18 protein-coding genes, 3 tRNA genes and 3 pseudogenes are annotated in these 17160 nt (G+C 32.8%); 7 read left to right on the top strand and 17 right to left on the bottom strand.

Going from position 1 to position 17160, the window contains the following annotated elements:
- The 5 genes from nadE to FD18_RS04150 all read right to left on the bottom strand — a co-directional run bounded on the left by nadE (nt 1) and on the right by FD18_RS04150 (nt 6274).
- The gene (nadE, locus tag FD18_RS04170; RefSeq protein WP_057718767.1) at nt 1–834 is read right to left on the bottom strand and encodes an ammonia-dependent NAD(+) synthetase; all 834 of its coding nucleotides are present in this window, start codon (nt 832–834) and stop codon (nt 1–3) included.
- A 1-nt stretch (nt 835) separates the two neighbouring features.
- Complete coding sequence (locus FD18_RS04165) at nt 836–2308, bottom strand: nicotinate phosphoribosyltransferase (protein ID WP_057718766.1); 1473 nt, start codon at nt 2306–2308, stop codon at nt 836–838.
- 115 nt (nt 2309–2423) lie between these two features.
- Nucleotides 2424–4418 (bottom strand): glycosyltransferase family 2 protein, encoded by a 1995-nt coding sequence (locus FD18_RS04160; RefSeq protein WP_057718765.1) that lies wholly within the window; start codon nt 4416–4418, stop codon nt 2424–2426.
- Nucleotides 4402–5517, bottom strand: a complete 1116-nt coding sequence (locus FD18_RS04155) for a glycosyltransferase (protein ID WP_057718764.1) — start codon at nt 5515–5517, stop codon at nt 4402–4404. The genes FD18_RS04160 and FD18_RS04155 overlap by 17 nt, the downstream gene beginning before the upstream one ends.
- A gap of 19 nt (nt 5518–5536) precedes the next feature.
- Nucleotides 5537–6274, bottom strand: coding sequence for a WecB/TagA/CpsF family glycosyltransferase (locus tag FD18_RS04150; protein WP_057718787.1), 738 nt, complete (start codon nt 6272–6274; stop codon nt 5537–5539).
- Between the two features lie 139 nt (nt 6275–6413).
- Here FD18_RS04150 and tagD point away from each other — a divergent pair, with 139 nt between their 5' ends.
- Nucleotides 6414–6800 (top strand): glycerol-3-phosphate cytidylyltransferase, encoded by a 387-nt coding sequence (gene tagD / locus FD18_RS04145; RefSeq protein WP_057718763.1) that lies wholly within the window; start codon nt 6414–6416, stop codon nt 6798–6800.
- A 52-nt stretch (nt 6801–6852) separates the two neighbouring features.
- Here the strand turns inward: tagD and FD18_RS04140 are convergent, their stop codons facing one another.
- Together FD18_RS04140 and FD18_RS04135 are read right to left on the bottom strand one after the other, a co-directional pair.
- The gene (locus tag FD18_RS04140; protein ID WP_057718786.1) at nt 6853–7554 is read right to left on the bottom strand and encodes a GntR family transcriptional regulator; all 702 of its coding nucleotides are present in this window, start codon (nt 7552–7554) and stop codon (nt 6853–6855) included.
- 54 nt (nt 7555–7608) lie between these two features.
- Nucleotides 7609–8730 carry a hypothetical protein gene (locus tag FD18_RS04135; RefSeq protein WP_057718785.1) on the bottom strand — a complete coding sequence of 374 codons (1122 nt, stop codon included), beginning with the start codon at nt 8728–8730 and terminating at the stop codon, nt 7609–7611.
- A gap of 93 nt (nt 8731–8823) precedes the next feature.
- On the opposite strand from FD18_RS04135, the gene FD18_RS04130 reads away from it, so the two are divergent.
- Nucleotides 8824–9126, top strand: coding sequence for a rhodanese-like domain-containing protein (locus FD18_RS04130; RefSeq protein WP_057718762.1), 303 nt, complete (start codon nt 8824–8826; stop codon nt 9124–9126).
- Nucleotides 9127–9194: 68 nt separating this feature from the next.
- Here FD18_RS04130 and FD18_RS04125 read toward each other — a convergent pair.
- The 4 genes and pseudogenes from FD18_RS04125 to FD18_RS04110 form a co-directional block, all read right to left on the bottom strand.
- Nucleotides 9195–9266, bottom strand: a tRNA-Gln gene (locus tag FD18_RS04125).
- A 55-nt stretch (nt 9267–9321) separates the two neighbouring features.
- Nucleotides 9322–9403: transfer RNA gene (locus tag FD18_RS04120), tRNA-Tyr, on the bottom strand.
- A gap of 96 nt (nt 9404–9499) precedes the next feature.
- Nucleotides 9500–10408 carry an L-lactate dehydrogenase gene (locus FD18_RS04115; RefSeq protein ID WP_057718761.1) on the bottom strand — a complete coding sequence of 303 codons (909 nt, stop codon included), beginning with the start codon at nt 10406–10408 and terminating at the stop codon, nt 9500–9502.
- A gap of 81 nt (nt 10409–10489) precedes the next feature.
- Nucleotides 10490–11319, bottom strand: a pseudogene (locus FD18_RS04110) (MurR/RpiR family transcriptional regulator).
- 149 nt (nt 11320–11468) lie between these two features.
- On the opposite strand from FD18_RS04110, the gene FD18_RS10090 reads away from it, so the two are divergent.
- From FD18_RS10090 to FD18_RS09315, 4 genes and pseudogenes are all read left to right on the top strand, one after another.
- Nucleotides 11469–11732 (top strand): hypothetical protein, encoded by a 264-nt coding sequence (locus FD18_RS10090; protein ID WP_235499874.1) that lies wholly within the window; start codon nt 11469–11471, stop codon nt 11730–11732.
- Nucleotides 11699–11926: a ribose-5-phosphate isomerase A gene (locus FD18_RS10085; protein ID WP_315968340.1), complete on the top strand. Its 228-nt coding sequence runs from the start codon at nt 11699–11701 to the stop codon at nt 11924–11926. The genes FD18_RS10090 and FD18_RS10085 overlap by 34 nt, the downstream gene beginning before the upstream one ends.
- On the top strand, nt 11869–12132 hold the full coding sequence (locus FD18_RS10080) for a hypothetical protein (RefSeq protein WP_235499873.1): 264 nt from the start codon (nt 11869–11871) through the stop codon (nt 12130–12132). Before FD18_RS10085 ends, FD18_RS10080 begins: the two co-directional genes overlap by 58 nt.
- Nucleotides 12133–12137: 5 nt before the next feature.
- A pseudogene (locus FD18_RS09315) lies at nt 12138–12698 on the top strand (Gfo/Idh/MocA family protein).
- Nucleotides 12699–12746: 48 nt separating this feature from the next.
- On the opposite strand, the gene FD18_RS04090 reads toward FD18_RS09315, so the two are convergent.
- The 5 genes and pseudogenes from FD18_RS04090 to FD18_RS04070 all read right to left on the bottom strand — a co-directional run.
- Nucleotides 12747–13067: a DUF898 family protein gene (locus FD18_RS04090; RefSeq protein WP_057718759.1), complete on the bottom strand. Its 321-nt coding sequence runs from the start codon at nt 13065–13067 to the stop codon at nt 12747–12749.
- A gap of 57 nt (nt 13068–13124) precedes the next feature.
- A tRNA-Gln gene (locus tag FD18_RS04085) sits at nt 13125–13196 on the bottom strand.
- A 168-nt stretch (nt 13197–13364) separates the two neighbouring features.
- Nucleotides 13365–14303, bottom strand: coding sequence for an aggregation-promoting factor (apf, locus tag FD18_RS04080; RefSeq protein ID WP_057718758.1), 939 nt, complete (start codon nt 14301–14303; stop codon nt 13365–13367).
- 224 nt (nt 14304–14527) lie between these two features.
- Nucleotides 14528–15310: an aggregation-promoting factor gene (gene apf / locus FD18_RS04075; RefSeq protein WP_057718784.1), complete on the bottom strand. Its 783-nt coding sequence runs from the start codon at nt 15308–15310 to the stop codon at nt 14528–14530.
- A 224-nt stretch (nt 15311–15534) separates the two neighbouring features.
- Nucleotides 15535–16008 (bottom strand): annotated as a pseudogene (locus FD18_RS04070) (putative ABC transporter permease); the annotation flags it as partial.
- A gap of 172 nt (nt 16009–16180) precedes the next feature.
- Here FD18_RS04070 and psiE point away from each other — a divergent pair.
- Nucleotides 16181–16585 (top strand): phosphate-starvation-inducible protein PsiE, encoded by a 405-nt coding sequence (psiE, locus tag FD18_RS04065; protein ID WP_057718757.1) that lies wholly within the window; start codon nt 16181–16183, stop codon nt 16583–16585.
- 53 nt (nt 16586–16638) lie between these two features.
- Here the strand turns inward: psiE and FD18_RS04060 are convergent, their stop codons facing one another.
- On the bottom strand, nt 16639–17160 hold the full coding sequence (locus FD18_RS04060; protein ID WP_057718756.1) for a GNAT family N-acetyltransferase: 522 nt from the start codon (nt 17158–17160) through the stop codon (nt 16639–16641).

The raw sequence follows: 17160 nt of genomic DNA, 5'->3' as shown, positions 1-17160 counted from the left end.
TTAATTTTTCTTATAAAAATCATCAAAGATAGTTACTGGCAAGTGACGCTTATGCTCACTCTTTTTCCACAATTTTTCTATTTGTTCAGCTGCCTTATCGCTTACATCTTTACCTTCTAAGTAGTCATCAACTTCTTGATAAGTAACTCCTAAAGCTACTTCATCTGGTAAATCAGGCTTTTCTTCTTCCAAATCAGCAGTTGGTGCTTTTTCATATAAATGCTTTGGGCAACCTAATTCTTTAAGCATTGCTTTTCCTTGACGTTTATCTAAGCGGAAAAGAGGTGTGAGGTCTGCTGCACCATCACCATACTTAGTATAAAATCCAGAAAAGTTTTCAGCTGCATGATCAGTTCCTACAACTGCTCCATTATTTGCACCAGCAATTGCATATTGAACGACCATTCTTTGACGTGCCTTAATATTACCCTTATTGAAGTCAGTAATTTTTTGACCAGTTGCTTCAACAACTTTAACCATGGCATCAACAGGTTCTTTAATATTTACAATTAAATCTTGATCAGGCTTTTGAAAGGCAATTGCATCTGCCGCATCACTTGCATCAGCTTGAACACCGTAAGGGAGACGAACAGCGATAAATTGGTAAGAATCATCACCCGTTTCTTCACGCATTTCCTCAATTGCCATTTGGCAAAGTTTCCCAGTTAAGGTTGAATCTTGACCACCAGAAATTCCTAAAACATAGCTCTTTAAAAATGGATTTTCTTTTAAATAATCTTTTAGAAAATCAATTGATTTACGAATTTCTTCTCTAGGATCAATTTTTGGTAATACATGTTCATAAGCAATAATTTTTTCTTGTAATGGGCGCATTCTAATATCCTCTTTTCACAATTCGATTGCGTATATCGTTAATCAAGTTCATCTTGTTGTCATATAACTTTTGCGATAAATCAACTGGGTAATCTTGTGGATTTAGGCTACGCTTATACTCATCCCATAATCCATCTAAGTTATTAGCCGTAAATTCTTTGGTTTCCTTTAGAGTTGGTTCTTGATAAACTAACTTACCTTCATGAAATATTTCATGTAACAAAGGACGAGCTGTATAGTCAGTAACAACCTTATTGATGTAAGTATATTGAGGGTGGAACATGAAGAGTGCATCAAATTTTCTTGGGTCTTCATCATACCGTGAAACCCAGTCACCTTCATTTTTCTTTTCGGAGTTAGCCTGAATTCTCCAAACTTGCTTTTTACCTGGAGTAGATACTTTTTCTGCATTCGAAGAAATTTTCAAAGTATCGCGCATATTGCCCTCCTTATCTTCAATTGCTACTAACTTGTATACACCACCTAAGGCAGGTTGATCAAAGGCTGTAATTAACTTAGTACCAATTCCCCAAACATCAATTTTTGCACCTTGCATCTTAAGGTTCTGAATAGTCTTTTCATCTAGATCATTTGAAGCATAAATTTTTGCATCAGGGAAACCAGCATCATCTAATTGCTTACGCACTTTCTTAGAGATATAGGCCATATCTCCTGAATCAATTCGAACCCCTTGGAAATTAATCTTGTCACCCATTTCTTTAGCAACTTTAATTGCAGTTGGAACTCCGCTTCGTAAAGTGTCATAAGTATCAACTAAAAAGACACAATCCTTATGTGTTTCCGCATATGCTTTAAAGGCGTCATATTCATTATTAAATGCTTCAACTAAAGAGTGCGCATGTGTTCCTGCAACAGGAATGTTAAATAACTTTCCTGCTCTAACATTACTAGTAGCGTCAAAACCACCAATGTATGCTGCCCGAGTTCCCCAAATAGCTGCATCAGTTTCTTGAGCACGACGTGAGCCAAATTCCATTAAACCGTCATTACCTACTGCCACCTTAATTCTTGCTGCTTTAGTTGCAATTAAGGTCTGGAAGTTAATAATATTTAAAATCGCAGTTTCTACTAATTGTGCTTGAGCTAAAGGTCCTTCAATCTGCATAATTGGCTCATTTGCAAAGACTAGTTCTCCCTCTCTAGCACTACGAATAGTTAATTTTAATTTTAGATTATGTAAATAATCAATAAATTCATCATCATAACCACAAGTTTCTTTAAGGTATTCCAAATCGCTTTCTTTGAAATGGAGGTTATTCAAATATTGGATAACGTGACTTAAGCCTGCATTAACTGCATAACCATTACCAAAAGGTTCTTTTCTGAAGAATACTTCAAATACTGAATTTCTTTCACTTACACCCTTTTTAAAATAGGTATACATCATATTAATTTCATACAAGTCTGTATGAAGAATTAACGAATCTTCTTGATCAATTTGTGGGTAAAACATTTTGTCTTCCTCGTCACTAAATAAATAATTTTTTTCTTGTATTTTATTATAATCAAAGTAGCTGAGATATCAAAAAGAGACATCAAATTTGATGCCTCTTTTCTAAACTTATATTTTATTTACTTATTATTTTTACATAATCCTTAATTGTGAAAAATTCTAAAATCCGCTCTAGCTTTTCCTTATCTGCCCTTCTTATTTTATAAATAGTAGTTCCACACCCAATTATTTTCATCAAATAATAGTAGAACTGATCCAAAGTACCTGTAGCTAACCTTCGATCAAACTCTTCAATTTCTGTTCCATAATATATTTTTGTACCTTTTGGAATAGTAATTTTTTCACTTTTTTGAGGGGAAAAATTACTACCAAAATCGATAATTGTTTTTAAATATAAATTATCTAATTTTAAATTCTTAATATCTTCAGCAATTAATGGTGTTACTTCTTTTAGGGACGTTTGACCACACTTAAAAATTATCGGACATAAAGAAGCAATATGTAATTTATTAATTGCACTATACACAGCTATCTGAGTAGAATAGGCTGGAATTTTTATTCTACTTACAATATGGTGCAAAGTTCGTAATTCTGTTGACAATTTTAATAAGCGCTTAGAATCATTTGCACTAAAACTTTCTCCGATTAAGTTTTCTTTCTTAAAAATTCGATATCTTAAACCAACAAAATTTCCATTTACTACTCTTAATCCTAAATTACGTTTAGCATTATACCAAGCTGGCATCCCATTAATTAAATAATTTTCATACACGCTAGTTTCAAATACTTCTCTACGCCAAAAGGCATAATTAGCATAAATATTTGTTCCAAAACCAAGAGCAGTTTTTACTAAGCTGGCTTCATTTCGATAATACGGTCGAATTAAATGAAATTTTCCATCTTTTAGCCGTTGATACATGGCTCTAATGCCTACAAACATCCCATCGCACTTTTCACCAAAAAGAGTGCTTACAGCGCGGTAGAAGACGTTCTGATTAAATAAAATTTTATCTGCATCTAAAACGAAAATAATCTCCCCATTTGCGTACTTCAGACCATGTCTAATCGCTTTAAAATAATTATGTTCTTTTTGTCTAACGTATTCTAGCGTCAGCTTATTATTTTCTAAATAACGTTTTACAATTTCTTCCGTTTCATCAGTTGAAGCATCATTAATCAAAATAATCTCCCATTTGCGATAAGTTTGATTTTTTATTGATTCTAAAGCCTCAACAATAGTATTGGCACTATTATGAGCAGGAATTAAAACTGAAATTTTTCTTTGTTTTCTATCTAGTTCAATATTTCCAAAAACGTTAACGATACATAAAGCCAAAATAAATATTAAAACTAAATAGCTAGTATTAATGACATTTGATTCAGCAACAATCAAACTTATTTCATTAACTAATCCAAAGATAATTATTCCTACAAGCAAATGACTGTTTATCGATAATCTTCTTCTAACTTTCAGATAAAGGATTGCACCAATTACTTCTAACAATAAAAGAACTGCTGCAATATTCCTGGAAAGATTTTTTAAAATAAAATCAGGTAATTCCGGAACATACCAAACTAAAGAAATAAGTAGAACAATCAAATAAACGCATAATAAAACGGGTCGTAATTGTTCACTAAAAGTAATTGCTACTCTAATTAAGTAGAACACAAAAGCTAAAACAGAAATAATTAAAATTAATAAAGTAGCGCCCTTAAGTGACAAATTCGCTAAAACATTTAAATTAATTAAGAGTAACACTATATTTTTTGTATTAAAATGTCGATCCAAAAAATACAAAATTCCCATATAAGCAATTATTGCTAATTGATATAAAGCTCCAATCTCGGCTAAGGGTAAAATATCCAGCTTATTCAAAATCAATATTAACGCTAAAAAAACTGACATATAGCTCAACGCTTTTTCTGTAAACCATTGATCTAAATCTTCAAGATCAATAGACAAAGCAAGCAAAAGTAAAATTAAGCCGTATGCTGCACTAATAATAAAAAAGCCATTATCACCATTCCAAATATTACTACTTATTTCGTAAATTAAGGGTAAAAAGCCAACCAAAATTGCCAAGATATTACTTTTATGATAATTTTCCACTATTTTCACCCAGAATAAGTTTGTAATAATTTTCAATTGCTACTAATTGATTCTTCATAGAAAATGCATGCATCAAGTACTCTTTTTCACGTTCGGCCATTGCTTCAAGGTCATCTTTATTAGTTGTAACTGCTAATTTCAATTTTTTACTAATATCATTTAGATTACCTATTTGGGCAATAAAACCACTTTTTTCATCAGGAATCATTTTTTCGATATCACCAACGTCTGTGGATAAAATTGGCACTAAGTTATCGCTAGCTTCTAACAAAACAAGTGGAAAACTCTCTGAATAAGATGTTAGAACTGCTAAATCCATTTTCTGATACAATTTAGTAATTTCTTTTTGGGTTAAAAAGCCATGAAAAGTTACCTGTGAACTAATCCCTAAATCTCTTGCAAGAGCTCTTAAATTATTAAATTCACTACCATCACCAGCAATATGCAAATGAACATTTTTATCATTAAGATTCTTGATTGCTTTTAGAAGCAAATCCTGACCTTTAACCTTTTCAGTTCGTCCGACATTAATAATATTGAAATATGGATGAGCATATTTTTTAGGTAGTTCACTATTTTTATGAAAGAAAATACCATTATAAATTACACAAATTTTAGTTTTAGGAATTCCTATTTTTTCCACTAAAAGATCGGAAAAATTCTGTGTAATTGCAAAAATTCCATCAGCTTTTTTCAGAGCTAGTACATTAAATTTAGTAAAAATGTTTCCAAGCATCCCTCGTCCTTCAAAATCTTTCAAAGGATCAGAATGAACAGTAATAATCCATTTCGCGCTAATTTGCTTTTTAATCATTGAAATAAATAAATTAGCGCGTGCTCCATGAGTGTGAACGATGTCAAAGTTTCCTCTATTAATAAATTTCGTAAGGCGCTTTAAAACACTTAAATCATAACGACTTTGTGCTCCTAAAATAGTAGTTTTAATGCCCGCTTTTTTAGCAGTTTGTGCAACAGGACCATCGGCTAATGTCAATAATTCAAAATCTGCATTTTCAATTTTAGCCTCGGTCAGAAGATTAACAATATGTGACAAGCCCCCACCTTTTTCTAGACCAGCATTAATATGTAAAACTTTCATTTAAATTGTATTCTTTCTATTACTTTTTATTTTTTTGCTTCTTAGATTTTTCTACTTCAACAACAAATTCTGGTAAAGCTAACATCCGCTTAAATCGAGTGGGATTAGTAATTAAGCGATAAAGCCACTCAAGATGCGTTTTTTGGAATACTTCAGGTGCTCGTCTAACTGCACCTGAAAAGACGTCAAAGCTTCCACCTACTCCCATCATAATTGCTGGGACTTGTTTTTGACGCAGTAAAGAGATCAATTGTTCTTGTCTAGGAAACCCAATTGCTGCAAAAATCATATCAGGTTTTGCTTTTTCGATTCTCTTAGCAACAGTAGTTAAATCATCTTTAAAATAGCCATCTTCAGCGCCAACCAATTCTACTCCTGGATAAACCTCGGCTACCTTTTCTTTAGTAATTTTCATTACTGCTGGCGTTGCGCCAATTAAGTAGACACGTAATTTTCTTAAATTTGCTACTTCAAGAAGCCAAGTAAATAAATCATAACCCGTTACTCGCTCTTTCATTGGCGTTTTTAACATTTTTCCACCTAAGACTATGCCAATCCCATCTGCCGTAACTAAATCAGCATCTTGCCTTATGATCTTCATAAATTTCGGATCTTTATTTGCAGCCATAACAATTTCCGGGTTGGCTGTAACAACCATGGTTGATAACTTATTATTTAATCTATTAATTAATCTATCCTTAAATTCTTCCAGAGAATAATTATCAAATTCTATTCCTAAAATATTAACTTTATTCATTTTGTCTTTAACCGTTTCTAGCTGAAATAATTGTCTATCTACCATTCTAACAAAAAAGCATTCTAAACTTTTTATAGTAGAAAATTTTCACTTTTTTCTACTTCTGCTAGAATAGAAACTAATATAAGGAGTATCTACCATGAAAAAAATTATAACCTATGGAACATTTGACCTATTGCATTACGGTCATATTCGTCTCTTAAAAAGAGCTCGGGCTTTAGGTGACTATTTGATCGTAGGTTTATCAACTGATAAATTTAATGAATTCAGTAAGCATAAACAAGCCTATAATAGCTATGCAGAAAGAAAATATATTCTTGAAGCAATAAGATATGTTGACCAAGTTATTCCAGAAGAGAATTGGGATCAAAAAATCAATGATGTTCAAAAATATGATATTGATACTTTCGTAATGGGAAATGATTGGGAAGGAAAATTTGATTTTCTAAAGTCATACTGCAATGTTAAGTATCTTGAAAGAACACCTGGAATTTCTACAACTCAAATCAAAGAAGACTTAAAATAAAAAATGCATAATGCAGCTTAATACATCAAAAGCTAAACTGCACTATGCATTTTTATTTTTCAAAAGTAAATTCAAATCTTTCAGCAACATAAGATGCACGAACATACTCAAAAGGATAATGATCATTAAGTTCTGTTACCTGCCGTCTAGTTACTAATGGCTCACCCTTTTTAACAGATAATAACCTAGCTTCATTTTCATTAGCAACAGCAGCTCCAATATTTTCTACTACGCTACCAATTTTATAACCGCCCTTTTCTTCTAAGGTTTGGTATAAGCTGCTTGAAATTTCCTCTTTAGAAAAACGATCGACCAACTTATAGGGAATTGTAGCTACTTCATAACAGATTGGCACATTATCCGCAGAACGGACACGTTCCATTCTTAAAACATCGTCAGTACCTTTTAATTTTAGCTTTTCTTTTTCTGATAAAGAAGGTTTAGTAACTCGATATGAAATCAATTTACTAGATGGAACTTGTCCATTAGCACGCGTAATATCGGTAAAACTCATAATTCCCGACATTCTCTCTTGAACTTTTTGACTAGAAACATATGTCCCGCTACCTAAGCGTCTTTCTAAAATTCCTTCATCTTCCAATGTTTTAATTGCCTGACGCAAAGTCATTCTAGAAACGTTAAATTTTAAGGCTAATTGCCGTTCAGCAGGAATTCGCTCGCCAACTTTATATTTTTTATTTTCAATATCACGCTTTATTTGATTGTGAATTTTAATATACATTGGTTCTTGCATGATAAAACCTCGCTTCATTATCCTCTCAAGCTTATTTTAGCCTAAACAGCCTCATTAGTCATTGTTCTTCTTTGCTTCCCAACGCATTCCTAAAATATTTACGTTAGGTCTACTATTACATTCTACTTCGAGATCCTTATCACTACTTGAAACAATGTTTAATTTAATCTTAGCATCGTCTTGAACAGCTAAAGTACTACCATTAGGATTAATAATTAAATCTCTCCCACTTAAACTAGCATGACCATTTAAAGCCAAAAAGTATTCAAATTCATCTCTCCCTGAAAAAGCAACTCTTGTTGCATCCCCACTTGCATTATCCTGAAAATCTGCATGACTAACGATACTTGAATTATTTAACGTTACTTTAGCACTGTCACAAGCAATTAAGCGATCAATTTTACTATTTTGAATTAAAGTTCTTGTATTTTTATCAAGAAAAATACCACCCTTAAATTCAGACTGGACTATATTTACCCAAGAATCATCAGAAACATAAAAACTAGAATCATCATTCTTCTCAACAGTTGAATTGAGCATATTGACCCATGTTTGGCCATGAATCAAACCATACGAAATAGAACTACTATTTAAATCCACTTCTGCATTCGAACTAGGATATGTACTTAAATTACCACGAATTATACTATTAGAAATAATTGCAGTTCCTTTTCCTTGAATCCCCACAGCGGCATAATCTTTAGAATCATAATCAACTACAGAATCACTCATCGTTAAACGAAAATCAGCTTGTGCAAATAAGGAAATACTTGAATTTAAAATTTTACTTGAAAATAATTCAAGCGTACATTTTCCATTAACCGCAATTGCGGCCATATCATTTTCATCACCATAAAGAGTTGTGTTACGCAATGTTAAATACGTGTCAGCATCATCTTCAACATAGATAGTATTATGATCGGATTTTGTTTGCAGACTCACATTTTCCAAGGTAAAAAAGTCGCAATTACTCTCTAAAACGAAAAAACCATTAATTACTGTTTCTTCAGGTGTATTACCTGTTCCCTTGATTGTAATATTATTTACTTCTAAACCTTGATCCAACTCATAAAATCCGGGAGCTAGGAGCAATACGTCATCTGGCTCTAAATTTTTGAGTGCACTTTTCCAATCAATTCCGTCTCCGCGACCGCTAACTTTAACAAGACGTGTCATTTTAGCTAATCCTTTCTGCATAAAAAGTTCACAAATTATTCTCTTTATTTTCAATTAATTTTGCTTAAATAATAACCATCAATGGAGGTAACTATGATTAACATTACTACAAATCAATTAGCAGAAATTTTAGAAAAAGATTCTACTATTAATTTATATGATCTACGAACACCAATTGAATTTGCATCAGGACATATTCCTGATAGCCACAATCTTCCTTTTGAAGAATTAAAATACTTTAATGACCCCAAAAATGAGACCTACTATTTTATTTGTCGGTCGGGGGACCTTTCTAACCATGTATGCCAAATTTTAAAATCTAAAGGATACAAACACTTAGTTAGCATTAATGATGGCATCCTTAATTGGAAAGGTAAAATACAGAGCTTAACTTAAAAACATAATATAACAAAAAAGGTCATCCAATGATGACCTTTTTTCGGGTTGGGTGTTCTTTCGAACTATTGGGTTAGCTGGATTCGAACCAGCGCATGATGGTACCAAAAACCATTGCCTTACCACTTGGCTATAACCCATTTGATTGAACTTTTACTTGTTATTCAATGCAACCAGCTGGAATAAATCCAGCAATGGAGGCCAGTGGATTCGAACCACCGAACTCAGAGAGAGCGGTTTTACAGACCGCCGCGTTTAGCCACTTCGCTAGGCCTCCGAAACGTTACTTAATTATAATAACGGACTACCTAGCAAAAAGCAAGTAAAAAATAAAAAAAAGTTAGATTTTTTCCAACTCTTTTTATATGTTTATTTACTTCAATTGAGCAATATGCTTTTTGATAATTTCAGCAGATTCTTTTAGTTTTTCATCTTCTTCAGAAGTCAATTCCAAAGCTATAACCTTCTCTACTCCATTTTTACCAATAATTGCTGGATAACCTATATATGTGCCAACTTCATCTAAATAAACAGAAGTTGGTGCAAATAGACGTGCGTCACTAAAGACCGCTTGAATTAAGCGTACTGCACATGTAGCAATTGCGTAAGATGTATATCCTTTACCAAAAGCGACCTTCATTGAATTCTTATTAGGTTGTGCACTCAATTTTTCTTCTTGCTCTTTTGTAAATAGTTCCTTAGCAGATTTACCATTGATAGAAACTGTTGACCAAGCAGTAAATTGGGATGCTCCATGTTCACCTAAAACAAATCCGGCAACGTTTCTTGGATCTTCATCAAGCTCTTCACCAACAATTCTTTGCATTCTAGCTGTATCTAAGAACGTTCCAGTTCCAAAGACTTGCTTTTTAGATAAACCAGTTGTCTCTTGTAGAAGAGTTGAAATTGCATCACATGGATTTGAAATATTAATCAAAATACCATTGAAACCAGATTCCTTAATTTTTTCTCCGACTTCTTTAGCATTTTTGGCATTAATCTCAAATTCTCCAAATCTATCTCCGGTCTTAACTGTTGCAGCAATATCGCCAAATGAAGTTACCACAACATCTACATTTTTTAAATCGCTATAGTCGCCAAGAAAAACATTTACATGATAGTCATTTCTAGCTAAAGTATCACGTAAATCGTTGTATTCAGCTTCTGCTTTGGCCTTATTCTTATCTAATAAATATAAATTATCGACGATTCCATGAGTAAACAAAGTAAATGCAACTGTTGCACCAACATGTCCCATACCAATTACTGCTACATTTCTCATTGTAATTCCTACTTTCTATAAATTTTCTTACACCTTAAGGATAATCCACTTAAGATAAGTTTTAAATTGTTTTTATATTTTTTAACTAGAAACAATTTTTTCATGTTGTTTAATCTTTTCAATTCGCTTCTCATCTCTTTTAATGAGCAATAAAAAGAGAGCCTCGATAATCGTAAATGCTGCCACTCTTGAAAAATAATATTGATTCTCTAAAATAGTTTGTCTTACTCCTGTCTTCAAATGATAATCGCCTGCAAGTGCAATAGGCGAGTCTGGATTATTAGTAATAGTAAGAACTTTAATTTTATTCTGCTTAGCTAACTTAACCTCTTTTAATAGAGGAGCTGATTCTCCTGAATTTGAAATTACAATTAAACAATTATTCATTTCCAAATTCATTGTTTGAGCATCTACAGTTTCAACATTTCCACCAGACGCAAAGGCCAATAAATCGATTTGGTTAAACTTATATACTGCATCGGCTGCAAGAGGATAAGTATCACCTTCAGCGCTTATTTGAATAATTCTACTTTTTTCAATAATTGTAAGAATTTTTTCTAATTTTTCCGTAGATATTTGTCCTAAAGTAGCATGAAGCTCATCTATTTTATTTTTCTCTATCTGCGCTAATGCAGCTTGCATATCATCCTTAGGTATTTTTTTAAAGATTCACTTTCTCTTCGACCAACACTTTGCGCAAGCATAATTTTTAGTTCATGAAAGTCAGATAAAGACAAATTTCTACAAAATCTTGTTATTGAAGCATCACTTACTTCTGCTCTTTTAGCTAATTGAGAAATTGTAATATTCATGACTTTTACTGGGTCTTCAATAATAGTCTTCCCAATCTTCTGGTCGGAAGCTAACATCTTATTTAATTGTCTATAAATTTTATCAATAATATTTTCCAATATTCTTCCCCATTTCATCAAAATTATATTATGACTATAAAATAATTTTCACGTTTTAATGTTTGACTAAATTTTTTTGATATTACCATCTATTATATAAATAGTTTTCATAAATTTTAAAATATGAAATATATTAACGAAGACTTTTAATGCCGATAATTAGCAAAAAAGCACTCAGTAAAATAAAACCAAATATGACAATTAGTCTTGGTGGTGGCAGTAACATTTTAAATCTTACTAAGGACTTGAGTACTGCTCAAATTCCTAACCTGCATTTTTATTTACCATCTGAAATTACTAGAATGCAATGTAAAAAGTTAGGTTTATCTGTTTTACCTTTAAATGATACAATGCCAAAATTTTATCTAGCCTTTGATGGCTGCATAGCATTGATCAAAATTTCAATGCTTTAAAAAGTGGTGGTGGAATTCATATTTTTGAAAAAATAGCTGCTGAAAATAGCAAAGAATATATTCTATTATTACCAAAAGAACATTTTAAGGAAGTACTTAATCCAGCCGTTCCTTTGTGTATAGCAGTTATTCCAAATTGCATAGAAACCTCTATAAAAATGTATCCCAAGAATACAAGACTGAAGTTCGTTTAGGTAAGGCAGTAGCATCATTTGCACGGTCTCCTTTAGTCAATCTTTTAGTTGATACTTATCCAAATGATTCTTGGACAAATATTAAACAAATAAATAATTTTCTCTTAAAGCAAAATGGAGCTGTAAATAGCTCTTATTTTGAAAAACTCACTACGAGTATCATTACCGAAGATAATAATAAAGCAATTGAAATAAAGAAAGGGTAATAATAATGACGAAAAAATATAATTGGAGAATTATCGGTACAGGTTGGATTGCAAATGAAATGGCTGACGTATTACAAGAAGTTAAAGATGAAGTAAATGCAGTAGCTAATCCAAATGAAGATAGTCTACAAAAATTTGGGACTGAAAAAAATATTAAGCACCTATTTACAAATTCTAATGAAATGATCAAGGATCCTAATATTGATATTATTTATATTGCTACCCCGCACACTTTTCACTATGATTACATCGAAAAAGCTTTAAATGCGCGCAAAACTGCCGAAGCGAGGAGTAATTTCTGGAACCAAAGATTATGTTGAAATTTCAAATTACCCACGTGCAACAGAAGCACATATCACTTATACAGCCAGTGCTCATGAAGAAAAACATGAAACACTAAACGCTGGTAAAAGCTCTGAAGCATTAAAAGACGAAGTACACGATATGGAACGCTACTTTGATCAAGTACATGACGATGGTGAATTAGATACTTCAAGAGACGTGGCCCATATTTTAACCAGCGTCTATACATCATGGGAAATGAATATCCATTCGATGAAAAGTAATCATATATCAAAAAAACTAGAGATCCGATTGATGATCTCTAGTTTTTTCTAACTAATAAAAATTGTATTTTTTGCTTTCCAGTCTCTAATTTTTATACCAACCCAGAAACCATAAATACCCAGTGTAATTATCGTCAAAAGCAGCCACTTTATCCAATTACCAAATAAACCAAATGCACTTCCAACAAACTTCATCCTATGCCCTTCAATTACAGTGTGATTAATTTCCCAACCATAAATCATACAAACCGCCCAAGGATAACAAATACCCAGGGTACACACAGTGATCATTGTTCCTAAAAGATGCCAGCCAATGAAAGATAATAAACCACCATCAAAAAACGAATTGCGTCCATGTCTAGTTTCCATGAAAGATAGCCTCATTTCTAGGTACAAAAAAAGCCAGGTTAAACCTGGCGAAATTAATTGGGTTAGCTGGATTCGAACCAGCGCATGATGGTACCAAAAACCATTGCCTTACCACTTGGCTATAACCCATCCTTCAAGCCTTTTACTTGTTGGCTCTATTTGAATGAACTTAATCACTCAACGATTAATATCATATTATAAATACAAATAACTGTCAATAAATTTATTCAGAAAATTTTTGTAATAAAAAAGAACCGTCTAAAAGACGATTCTTTAAATATATTTAATTAGTTGATATTAGTACCAACCATTTGCTTGCCAGAACTTTTGAGCACCAGTCCATGAACCGTAACGTGATTTTACGTAGTTATCTGCTACACGTTCTTGGTTTGCTGCTGAGTAGTCTCCACCAAGGTATGATGCTGATAATTGGTATTTACCAATGTATTGACCATTTCTTGCTGAGTATGAACCACCTGATTCACGACCCGCAATCCATGCCTTAGCTGAAGCTTCAGAACCAGATACGTTTGAAGTGTAGTTTGATTGTGCAGGTTGTGCTACTTGAGTAGTTTGCTTTTGTGCAGGTGCGTAGCTGTAAGTTCTTTGTTGTACAGGTGCTGAGTAAGTACGTTGTGCACTGTAGTTGTAGTTAGTCTTAGGAGCTTGTGCAACAGTTTGAGTTTGTACTTGGTGTTGTACTGGTGTTTGAGTTTGTACTTGGTGTTGTACTGGAGCTACTGGAGCTTGCTTAGTTTGAGTTGAAGCTTGTGCTTGAACATTTTGTGAAGCAGCTGGAGTAACGTGTTTTGCTGATTGTTGTACTGGTGCACTTTGAGTAGTTTGTGCTTGTTGTACAGCAGTAGCACTTTGCGCTGGTGCTTGAGTAGCAACACTAGCAGTAGCAGCATTTCCACCTTCTACAGTGTACTTAGCCATGATCCATTGATTTGCACCAAGATCGTACCACTTGTTACCCATAGCATCATATGCAGTTCTAACTACTTTCCAAGTAGTACCATGGGTTAATTCTTTACCAGTGAAGTGGGCATTTTCAATACCGTCCCAAACAGCAACAGTAGAATTTGCATTATTAATAGTTACAACATTAGTATCATTTTGAACAATAGTAGCAGCTTGTGCGTCATTAGTATTTTGTGAATTTAAGGCTACCAAACCAGTTGCGGTAAGGGCAGCAGCTGCAAGTGACTTAGTTAAGATAGATTGAAATTTCAAGAAAAATTCTTCCTTTCATATTTGTCAGTCATTTAATTTACAAGTTACATAATACAGCCCTAAAATTTCAAAACTATAACATAAATGCTACTACATTATTAAATAAAACAGCCTTATATTACATACTGTGTAATATTTGTAATTTAAAGGCGCTTTCTTGTAATATTTCTTCAAAAATAAAAGAGACATCAATTGATGTCTCTTTATTAATTATTTAGCTAATTTTAGTACCAGCCATTTGCTTGCCAGAAGCTTTGAGCATTACTCCATGAACCGTAACGTGATTTTACGTAGTTATCTGCTACACGTTCTTGGTTTGCTGCTGAGTAGTCTCCACCAAGGTATGATGCTGATAATTGGTATTTACCAATGTATTGACCATTTCTTGCTGAGTATGAACCACCGGATTCACGACCTGCAATCCATGCCTTAGCTGCTGCTTCAGAACCAGATACGTTTGAAGTGTAGCTTGATTGTGCAGGTTGTGCTTGGCGTTGTACTGGAGCTTGTGCTTGTTGAGGTTGAGTATTTTTTGCTGAAGAGTATGAACCTACTGAAGTCTTAGGTGCTGAGTATGAACCTTGAGTAGTTTGAGTTTGTGCAACAGTATTGTATGAGCTTACTTGTGAAGTAAACAATTCTGAAGCAACGTTAGGATCAACAGTATCTTTACCTAGACGAGTATACTTAGCCATTACCCATTGGTTTGCACCAAGGTCATACCATTTGTTACCAGCATCATCATATGCAGCCTTAATAACTTTCCAAGCAGTTGCATGTGGTAAATATTGACCAGTCATTTGCTTGTTAGGACCGTATGAATTCCAAACTGCAATACTTTGATGTGGAAGGTAGTTAATTGTAACAACTTTTTCTTGTTGACCAACAGTAACTTCTGCAGCCTTTACAGTATTTTGAGTATTATTTACAATCGCAGCGCCTGCTAAAGTAAGAGCAGCAGCTGCAGCAGTTTTAGTTAAAGTAGATTTCAAATTTTTGTTAAGCATATCCAAAATTAAATTCTCTCCTTGATAAAATTCGATTTGAATTATTTATTTCGTCAATTTCGATTTACAGCTTATATAATACATGCCCAATATTGCAGAATAGTTCCTATAAAATTAAAGATATATTTCAACTTGTAACATTGCTGTAATATTTGGCTCTTAGATTACAACAATGTAACGTTGTAACTTTTCTGTAGTAAAAAATAAAAAATAAGAGCTAAATTCTAGCTCTTATTTACTCTTTTCTTAATCCATCTGTACTTAACTTTATTGAAATAAGTTATATTTGTAAACTTAAGATGTGGAAAACTTGTAAGAAATCTTTTTTAATTTCATGATAAGGATCCCACTAATTTATCAAAACGCTGATTGAATCTTCCTTCATCTATTCCGATTCGTGTATTTAGTCTCTCATCCCATCGCTTAGTACCTATATGAAATCTTTCTACACTGATAGTAGTAAGAATCAAATCAGTTCCCATTACTAATAGGATAATTATGGCTAAGTATCCACGAGTTTTTGCTTCTTCCCAATTAACTACTTTTTGGATAAAGGACTGAATAATTTTTACTAGAAATACTACTGCTACTCTCCAAAACAAAGAGATGATTGGTGCAACCCTTCCTTAAATATTTCCCCATAGGTGCGAATAATCCCAAAGCTTCATATGAAAAACATACTCTAAAAATACGCTAGCACAACAATCTCAGAAAAAGTAAATAGCATCTTTACTACCTCATAAATATTTAGATAATTCCTCTATATTAAAGATATCAGGGTTTTAGCCAAACTACGGTTTAAAAGACCTCTGGAAAAACTTATTAAAAAGCGCAAAAATATTCTTAACTACAATTAGAAAGGTACATATAATGAAGAAACTAAATAAAACAGCTAGTAAATATGCTAACTTTCTTCGATTTTTTATCATCATTGCACTAGGAATTCTAGGCACACTTATTACTATTCTAATGTTTAGTCAACTATTTACGATTGGCCAAATGATGTTCATAAAAAATTTAACTAACATACCAACCAAAATTCTAGACGAAATTGTTACTTTTTTCCTATTCTTTGAATTCTCTGTAATGATTGTTGCTGCCTTAAAGCATATGGGACACACAAGCCTAAATTTTTTAATGAGCTTAGGTATTACTGCTCTATTAAGAAATTTAATTACTGCTCATGGAGAACCAATGCAAATTTTAATTCATGCAGTTTCAATTTTATTATTAATAATTGGAATTGTTATTTTGAATAAACATATAAAATTATAGTAACAAAGGGCATTAATGCAATAAAAACATTGATGCCCTCTTTTCTAACTTTATTAAATGTTCAATTCATAAGCTAACCGGCTTGGGTCTTCTGGATCTTCATCAACTTGAATAATGCCACGTTCAATAAAATTATGTTTTACAGCTAAATGTTGCATAATTTCGTTTTTTCGTGAAGTATCAATTCTAAAATTTCTGATTTTCTGGCTAGCCATAATTGAAATTAAATCTGAAAACATAAAGCTAGCCAAGTGCACACCTCGATATTTACTACTAATCGCTAAGCGATGAAAAGTAGCATAGGGATCAATATTATTTTTCCAAGCGCCATCAATTTTTTTGTATGTTGGTTCTTCACCAACTATGCTTGCTGCATATCCTGCAATTTGATTATCTACTATTAAAACTAGTCCATATTTATTCTTTATGTCAGTTTCAATAGTTTCTTCAGCAGGATATGCTCCTTGCCACTGACTACTTCCACTCTGTTTTAAGAAAGATTTAGCTTCATTAATAATATGCATAATATTAGGTAAATCTGTATTAACAGCAAACCGAGTATAGATTAAAGACAT

It is taken from the genome of Lactobacillus taiwanensis DSM 21401 (assembly GCF_001436695.1).
GTDB classification, from domain to species: domain Bacteria; phylum Bacillota; class Bacilli; order Lactobacillales; family Lactobacillaceae; genus Lactobacillus; species Lactobacillus taiwanensis.
This window is presented reverse-complemented; position numbering and strand designations above follow the sequence as displayed.